Annotated in this window: 10 protein-coding genes; 6 read left to right on the forward strand and 4 right to left on the reverse strand. The window is 37.7% G+C overall.

The window, feature by feature from the left end; all coding sequences use genetic code 11:
* On the forward strand, positions 1–207 hold a 207-nt coding region (locus tag VB654_RS23630), incomplete at its 5' end, for a hypothetical protein (RefSeq protein ID WP_323216277.1).
* Positions 208–560: 353 nt separating this feature from the next.
* Here the strand turns inward: VB654_RS23630 and VB654_RS23635 are convergent.
* Complete coding sequence (locus VB654_RS23635; protein ID WP_323216278.1) at positions 561–722, reverse strand: hypothetical protein; 162 nt, start codon at positions 720–722, stop codon at positions 561–563.
* On the opposite strand from VB654_RS23635, the gene VB654_RS23640 reads away from it, so the two are divergent.
* Entirely contained in the window at positions 721–2,571 is a 1,851-nt protein-coding gene (locus VB654_RS23640) for a hypothetical protein (RefSeq protein WP_323216279.1), read from the forward strand. The genes VB654_RS23635 and VB654_RS23640 overlap by 2 nt on opposite strands.
* 443 nt (positions 2,572–3,014) lie before the next feature.
* Here VB654_RS23640 and VB654_RS23645 read toward each other — a convergent pair whose 3' ends face one another.
* On the reverse strand, positions 3,015–3,803 hold the full coding sequence (locus tag VB654_RS23645) for an HIRAN domain-containing protein (RefSeq protein WP_323216280.1): 789 nt from the start codon (positions 3,801–3,803) through the stop codon (positions 3,015–3,017).
* Complete coding sequence (locus VB654_RS23650) at positions 3,800–4,723, reverse strand: HipA-like protein (protein WP_323216281.1); 924 nt, start codon at positions 4,721–4,723, stop codon at positions 3,800–3,802. The genes VB654_RS23645 and VB654_RS23650 overlap by 4 nt, the downstream gene beginning before the upstream one ends.
* A 786-nt stretch (positions 4,724–5,509) precedes the next feature.
* On the opposite strand from VB654_RS23650, the gene VB654_RS23655 reads away from it, so the two are divergent.
* From VB654_RS23655 to VB654_RS23670, 4 genes are read left to right on the forward strand one after another with little or no spacing between them, the layout of a single operon-like run.
* Positions 5,510–6,112, forward strand: coding sequence for a ParA family protein (locus tag VB654_RS23655; RefSeq protein WP_323216282.1), 603 nt, complete (start codon positions 5,510–5,512; stop codon positions 6,110–6,112).
* Positions 6,109–6,366 (forward strand): hypothetical protein, encoded by a 258-nt coding sequence (locus tag VB654_RS23660; RefSeq protein WP_323216283.1) that lies wholly within the window; start codon positions 6,109–6,111, stop codon positions 6,364–6,366. The genes VB654_RS23655 and VB654_RS23660 overlap by 4 nt, the downstream gene beginning before the upstream one ends.
* Before the next feature lie 34 nt (positions 6,367–6,400).
* Positions 6,401–6,616 (forward strand): type II toxin-antitoxin system Phd/YefM family antitoxin, encoded by a 216-nt coding sequence (locus VB654_RS23665; RefSeq protein WP_323216284.1) that lies wholly within the window; start codon positions 6,401–6,403, stop codon positions 6,614–6,616.
* Between the two features lie 21 nt (positions 6,617–6,637).
* Positions 6,638–6,772: a hypothetical protein gene (locus tag VB654_RS23670; RefSeq protein WP_323216285.1), complete on the forward strand. Its 135-nt coding sequence runs from the start codon at positions 6,638–6,640 to the stop codon at positions 6,770–6,772.
* Positions 6,773–6,798: 26 nt separating this feature from the next.
* Here the strand turns inward: VB654_RS23670 and VB654_RS23675 are convergent.
* On the reverse strand, positions 6,799–7,640 hold an 842-nt coding region (locus tag VB654_RS23675; RefSeq protein WP_323216286.1), incomplete at its 5' end, for a tyrosine-type recombinase/integrase.

Genomic DNA, 7,640 nt, shown 5'->3' on the forward strand with positions numbered 1-7,640 from the left:
AATCTGACCCTTACAATAGTTAGCATTGTGTTATTGGGTTTGGGCTTTATTTTTCTTGAGAGGATTAGCTCAGGTGGTGTCCTTAACTCTATATTTTTTATCGTTATGCTAATTGTTCTCACTAGCCGTATTGCTTATTCAGGTTCATCATTGTTCAAAAGGAAAGATAAAGAAAAAGAGTTAAATGAAAATGCGGTGCGCCCTTAGAGTAAAACTCTGAACTAGGAGCAGATATAGGGTTTCTAGCAAGATACCTACTACGCCTAACGCCTGCATTAACGCCACGTTTCATACATTTGACAATCTGAGCTTTAGCTTTTGATGCCTACGCATCAATAATTTTCTCACAAATGCGGCCAAATCAACTAAATGCTGCGGACTATACCTCCAATTGGTCATCGTGCTGCAAGCATAAGCAAGTTTTATCAGCCAACGACAGAATGGAGGTTGTAGCCTTTGGATTGATAAGTTGGATTTGATGGGTTGATATCGCTTTCGTGGTCACAACGAAGGTACAATACTTTTGGTCACTCGTTACACGATTGACAGTGAAAGTAAAGCTACCCCATCGGGCCATCGGGAACGAGTGCGGCTAAGTCGATGACCTCAGTTAGCTTTGACCCTGGCTTGCGGTTGTCATAGGGGTTAAGCTGTATATAATTGTACTCAATAGCGCTAAAATTATTTTTACTCATAAATTTTAAATATTTATATATTCTCATGAACCACTACTTTCTTGACTTAGATGAATTAATATTACTTTGCAGAGACAAACAAGCTAAAATCTTGCTCAAAGAAGCTGTTGATTGTTATCGTTCTGGCGCTTTTCGTTCTTGTATTATTTCTACGTGGAATGCAATCGTATTTGATTATTTACATAAGTTAAGAGAATTAAAAATTCTATGTGATGCTCATGCAATAAGTGAGCTTAATCATTTTGAATCTTTAATTAATAGTAATGATTATAAAGGATTATGGGATTTTGAAGATAAAATACCCAAAAAAGCAAGAACAACTTATGAATTTATTTCATCTGTTGAAGAAAAAGATATTATAAGATTATTTGAAGATCGAAGTAGATGCGCTCATCCTTCAGTTAAGTCATTAGAAGAACCGTTTGAAGCTACAGCAGAATTAGCTCGTTATCATTTAAGAAGTGCTGTCATACATTTTTTGCAACATCCGCCTATTCAAGGACGAAAAGCTTTTGAACAAGTCAAAAACAACATTATATCGCCAAATTTTCCACTAGAAGTAAACGATGCAATTAATTATTTTCGTGTAAGTCCATTAGCTAATGCCCGTTTTGGTTTGATTAAAGATATTATCATTGACTTAACTCATTATTTGTTAATAGAAAATATCAATGATGAAGAAGCTAAACGTTTATTTTGTGCATTAAACGCTATTTATTCCCTTTACCCATCCGAAGTTACAGCAATATTAAACGAAAATTTATCTAAAATAATTATCAATAAAATTCCTGATGAAGATTTAAAAAAAGTAATTACTTATATTACAAGATTTCCTAACTGGGATTATTTAAATTCTCCATGTCGTGTTAGACTAACATATTTTATAAATAACCTTACTATTAGTAATTCTGATGATGAAAATTTAAATATTTTAGTTGAAGCTTCTCAAATAGATTTTTTTCAAAATACTGTTATTGAAAAAATAAAAAATTGTATAAAAGAAACAAAAGAATTTTTACTCATATGTAAGAAATATCAAAGTTTAGTATTTCATGAAAAAATAATTTATCCTCTAATTGAACAATATAGACTATCTGCCAATATAAATCAATTAATTGCAATGAAATCATATGCTAATAACCAATCGAACTCCTTGATTGATCAAACGATTGTTGATAAATTTGATGAATATTTTGATGAAAATGAGTTATATTCATTAGTTAAATTAATGTTTAAATACATAAATAAATTACCACTAAATTTGTTTAAACTTATTTTAAGCAGGAAGTTTGAAGAAACTACTTTAGACGATTTGTATAATTTTATTAATGCTAAAACATTCATTAATCATAAATTAAATATGGAAGATGATGAAAAAAGTTTAGAGATTATTCAATTAATTAATGAAAAATTAATTGAATTCTCAAAAATAATATTTATAGATGAATTGACTTTTGATGATTTACTTCAATATTTTATTTTGTGGAATGAGACTCCTAATGAAATAATTAAACCTATTCTGAAGAAAAATACATCTGCTATAATAGAAACTTTTGTTAAATCAAATTCTTTTGATAAAGCTGATAGTAACAGCTGTTATTTACTAGCAGTTGTTGAATTTATTAATCAAGAACAATGGATTTATATCTTAGAAAATTTTCTTATTAATGAACAAATTTATTTGGGTCATAGATGTGTAGAACGTTTTTGTACAATATTTGAAAAATGTCTAAAAATAAATAATTTTGAAAAAAATAATTGGCTAGAATTTCAAAAAAAACTTATTGTTCTTAAACATAAATTCTCTAATAATATATATATTCCAAAATTAATAAAATGTATAGATTCACATCTCATTCTTGAACAGAATAATTAAAGTTATTTAATGTTTTTCTACTGGTTCAATGGCTACATAGCTTACACAAAAGAAACTGTCAAGGCTCCATTTTAGGATAGAGTAGTAAATCAATTCATATTTTTAAAAAGATTAAAATGGCTATATTCTGCAAGAGGCGATCGCCTATTCCCGATCATTTTCTCAATCCAGCCAGCCATAAGACGTTCTAAATTTCACCACATGGCATAATATATTCTTTTGGCGAGTTTTGGCAATGAATAAGGGACTTACAAATAAAAAAACACTCAATCACTTAACGCAAAAAAACTCTCAAACCCTCATAACTCCGTGTCCTCTGCTCTGCGTCTTTGTGGTTCGTTCATTTGGATAATTTATTTATTGGAAGTCCCTAAACAGGAAGCAGCAGATTTTATTGGCGTAAGTGTCCGGGCTTTTGAAGCGTTACGCACAGCAAGGGCGAATCAGCCTGAAGTACGAGAAAGGAAAGATGTCGTTTCAATATCTTCCTTTACGAGCGGCTGATATTCTTGACTAGAAAAGGGGCGAAAGTCGTCTTCACACTGAGCAGTTATACTGCATAATAGACGGAATTTGAGTGGTGTTGGTAATAAATTTATACGCTCTACACACAGGTCTACTGAACTAGGGTCTTTCTGGAGAAGCTCAAAAACTTCACTCCGTAAGTAACGCGGACAATACCCTACAATATGGTGGTCTTCTGTATTTAGAATTAATGCCTGAGAATCATATTTGTTTTGAAATTCGTGAGCTAACCACAACTTCTCTCCTGGTTTGAAGTTATTAATGCGTTCAACTGTACATTTAGGCAGGTGTCTCAGCCCGTGGGCGAAAAAGTGAAGTTGATATCTCCCTTCTTCATCTGGCTCTGGACAAGGGAAGACAGCAAGACTATCTGTTTCCCGTTGTCCACCACTACGGGCTAAAATTGCCAGAATGTCATCTTCATGTTCTGGAATATTCAGCCATTGACGGAATTTTGCATAATCAGGACGTGAAGGAGGCATCACTCGATTAGAGAAGACGGGAAATAAATGGTTTGATGTATATACTTGATCTAAGTAAGGAAAGGAAGACAAAGGCTCAAAGTAATACGCCTGTTGTGCTTCTTCCACACCCTGGATGTAGACAAACTTGTACCTCGTTCCATCAAATGTCAACCTACCGATGGGAAACCAAGAGCGACTTTTGAAGTCTTGCCAAGCTAAAAATAGTGTTTGAGGTGTTTTCACTGTATTGATTCCCTTAAATTAAGCAGCCTGTGTTGGTTAAATTCAAGAATCTTTTGGGCAAATTCAACCGCGATAGTTGAGATACGCTCTCGCTGAATTCGACTAAAAATTAAGAGAGTATTCGCTCTTGAGATGCTTTCAAGACGCTCCAGCCATACATGGGCAGCTTTGGGATAACGATGTGCAACTTGGTGAAATACATCAAAAGTCTTAAGTGGTTTTTTGTCTTCAACACTGCCATAGAAAGCAGAATAACATTTATTTGCGTATGCCTCTATTGAGCGTTTTTGTCTCTGTTCATCAGAGAGATCACGTCCCAAACATGAGGCATGGTCATAGGTGGGTGCTAAGTGTACCGTTTCTGCTGTGGTAGATGTCGCCTTATTTCGTACAAGACCCCAGTTTAGATCATGACGATCTCCGTTGCCAATCCAGGCATCTAACAATAGATAGCCAAGAAACACCTCTACGGCTTTTTGAATGCCGTTTGGTGCTGTCCAGCCGATAGGGAGATTTACATTATCTGCTTCAATCACTTTCAACACTATATCTATTGTATGTTGTTTATTGCCGTAGAAGAGAAGAGTGGGGTAGTCTGGCACAATTGGAGTAAGTATTTCGTTGCCATGAACCAATGTCCCAGATTCTGGAAGGAAGTATGGCGAAACTACACCGTGATTTTCTTCCCATTTTGCTAAATGATAAGTGGCATGAGGTAATCCTAGAAGCTCAGACAACTCTGACGCTACTTTTTCTGCCCAATCTTCTCCTAAATTTTGCTTGACTTGCTTATACAGGCAATGACCAAGTTCTTCATGCTGAAACCAAAACTTAAGTTTTGTCCCTATCACCTCATCTCTGGAAAACTCATAATGTGTGTCGGTGACTAAAATAACAGGGAATTCAGAAGTGGACTGCATTAGGTAATTGACAATAAATTTTTTTCATACGGATTAAGCATAGCCTACTTGCTATGTAACAAAATGAATGCTTTGATATTTTGAGGGTTTACTCAAATGAGCTTTTACTCAAAAATGAATCAAACCTCAAATGAGTATTTACTCAATTACTCATTCTGAAATAGGGGAAGAGAGCGAATCTATCGCCTGGAGTGCTAGAATTAGGTGAATAAATTATAGACTTCGGGGAAGCGAGAGCGGTTCAAATCCGTGAAAAGACTGAACTAGTAAGTTTCTTATTTGGTTTCATAGTTTTACTCTTACATAAATTACCTAAACCGAAGCACTGGGATAAGGGGGTAGCAATTATGGACAAACTTAGTAAGTTAGCCTCGTTAACAAAAGTGTGTGGAACAATCGCATACATTGGCTTTCTAGTTCAATCTTGGCTGGCAGCCCGCTCCCTTCCAATCACAGTTAAAGGGTAGCGAGTAGCAGACTTTTTAGACTAAACCACCCCCATTTTATGGAGGGTACGATCTGCTTGCATTGTTGCGATCGCACCACCACCCCTGATCTGCTTGTCAAGTTTGTCCAGTAGCTCTAACTGCTGTGGGTTGATTTTACCCCTTGCTACTGGTTTTATGTCCAGTCCGTTAATTCGGTCGTATACCGCTTGTCTTGACTCTAACCCTTATCTGGCTTAAAGGCAATAAAACCTGGCATTGGATTTACATCTAACATTTTCCAGTATGCTAGAGATAAAACCAGAAAACCAAAAAACCAGATTTATGGAAAACCAGATTTATGGAAAAAAAGATTGTCACTATCACTGGATACAAAGGTGGGGTAGGGAAAAGTACCACAGCAGTACATCTGGCAACCGTATTGAGTAGTCAGGGTCAAACCGTCCTTGTAGACGGCGACCAAAACCGTACCGCATTGGCTTGGTCAAAACGCGGATCATTTCCGTTCCACACAGTGGATGAACGTCAAGCGTTAAAAGTAATTGCCGAAGCAAAATTTGTAGTTATTGACACCCCAGCTAGGCCAGATTCAGATGATTTAAAGGAATTAGCTAAAGGTTGTGACCTGTTGATATTGCCTACAAAACCAGACATTGTAAGTTTAGAACCAATGCTCTTGATGGTCAAAGATTTGGGTAAATCTAACTATCGCTGTTTGCTGACTATTGTTCCACCACACCCCAGTAAGGAGGGGGAAGCTTTGCAACAAGAACTATCAAAAGGTGGGATTCCTGTATTCAAGTCCATGATCCGGCGTACTGTCGGCTTTGAGAAAGCAGCAATGGCAGGTGTTTCTATTCGAGATATTGATGACTCCCGTTTGAAAGCAGCTTGGGCAGATTATGTTGCTCTGGGTCAGGAAGTGATGGAGATTTTACAATGAGTAAGTACGGCGATTTGATTAAAAAAGCTAGAGAACCAGAGAACCAGGAAACCATAAATACAGAAAACCAAAAATCTGGTTTACCAGAACAGGAACAGCTTGTCAATCTGTGCATTAAAGTTCCTATTAAAGAGCGTCGCTACTGGATGTCTAAAGCTAAAGAGCAGGGGATTACTGTAACTTCAGTGATCATTGAGGCGTTAAACCAGAAATTTGGCAAACCAGATAGCCAGAAAACCAAAAAACCAGATTAGCAGTCAAAGTAGCTCCCTCACCCCAGAAACTACCATGAAACAAATTACCCTTGCAGAACTTCCCGAAACCGTCCAAAACCTAATTAACCAAGCTCAAAAAACAGGCGAACCCCTGACCATCATCCAAAATGGTATCCCCTTCGCCATTATTTCCCCCATTCAGAAAAAATCCCTCCTGGAAACACTTTCTACCCTGGAACCATTAGACGAAGACTTTGCCGATTGTGCGATGGCGCGGAGCGCCCGCTAAAAGCGATAGCGAACGCGCTGCGTGTGCTTTGCACTCAGCGCTGCTGCAAACAGATCGCGTCGGAAACTATTTAGCGATCGCAATATCAAGACAGGTGGCGGCAACTATAACGAACGTATTCAAGGCAACTATGTTCAAGGCGATAACAACAGATAGTTTGACGCTCAATTGAATCTGACATATTACTCATCATCAGGCAAATACAATCCACTGCTATCAGTTGGCCTAGCATGAAGATACATTTCCGTAATCGCCACCGAACTATGCCCCAACGTTTTTTGTAGTAGGTGAATTGGCGCACCCCTATCTAAACTATGGGAAGCGTGGCTATGTCTTAACCAGTGGGGTGATACATTTCCCTCAATAAGAGCGTTGTTTGCTGCCTTCTTTACAATATGAAAAACCATGCTGCGGCACAGATGGCCACCCTTAGCTGAAACAAATACTGGGTCATCATGTTTGGCATACCCCTTTAAAGAGTTAATTTCTTTCCACATACCAGCCCCAATCAGCACGGTTCTCGTTTTTTCACCCTTACCAAACACGGTGATTTGCCCCCCATCAACACGGGCTTTGAGGTCGCGCCATTTCAAACCGCATAGTTCCGACACTCGCAAACCCGCAAGGTAAAGTAAACGAATAATTGCATGATCACGGGGATTAGTCGTAGAACTTATGAGTAGTTGTACTTCCTCTTGAGTGAGAATTCGCTCTGCCAATCTATTCTTTGATTTGGGTGACTTAATCAGTATTCCCAAATTAGCCGATACCACCCCCAACTGTTTAGCAAAAGAAAGTAGGCTTTTGATTGCCCCCACTGCTACCCGTTTGGAATTATCAGAACAATGAAGTGTCATCACCCACAGTTGAATATCCATGAGGGTGCAATCTGCCAGGGGTTTATTGACATGACAAAAGAACCGCTCGGCATGGCGACGATAGCCGTCGATGGTGTTTTTGCTCTTGCCGTGTAGCCACAGGTCAAGCAGTTCGGTGTTAGTGAGGGTCGAGGAATGATTCAACA

It is taken from the genome of Nodularia sp. UHCC 0506 (assembly GCF_034931045.1).
In the GTDB taxonomy this organism is placed as follows: Bacteria; Cyanobacteriota; Cyanobacteriia; order Cyanobacteriales; family Nostocaceae; genus Nodularia.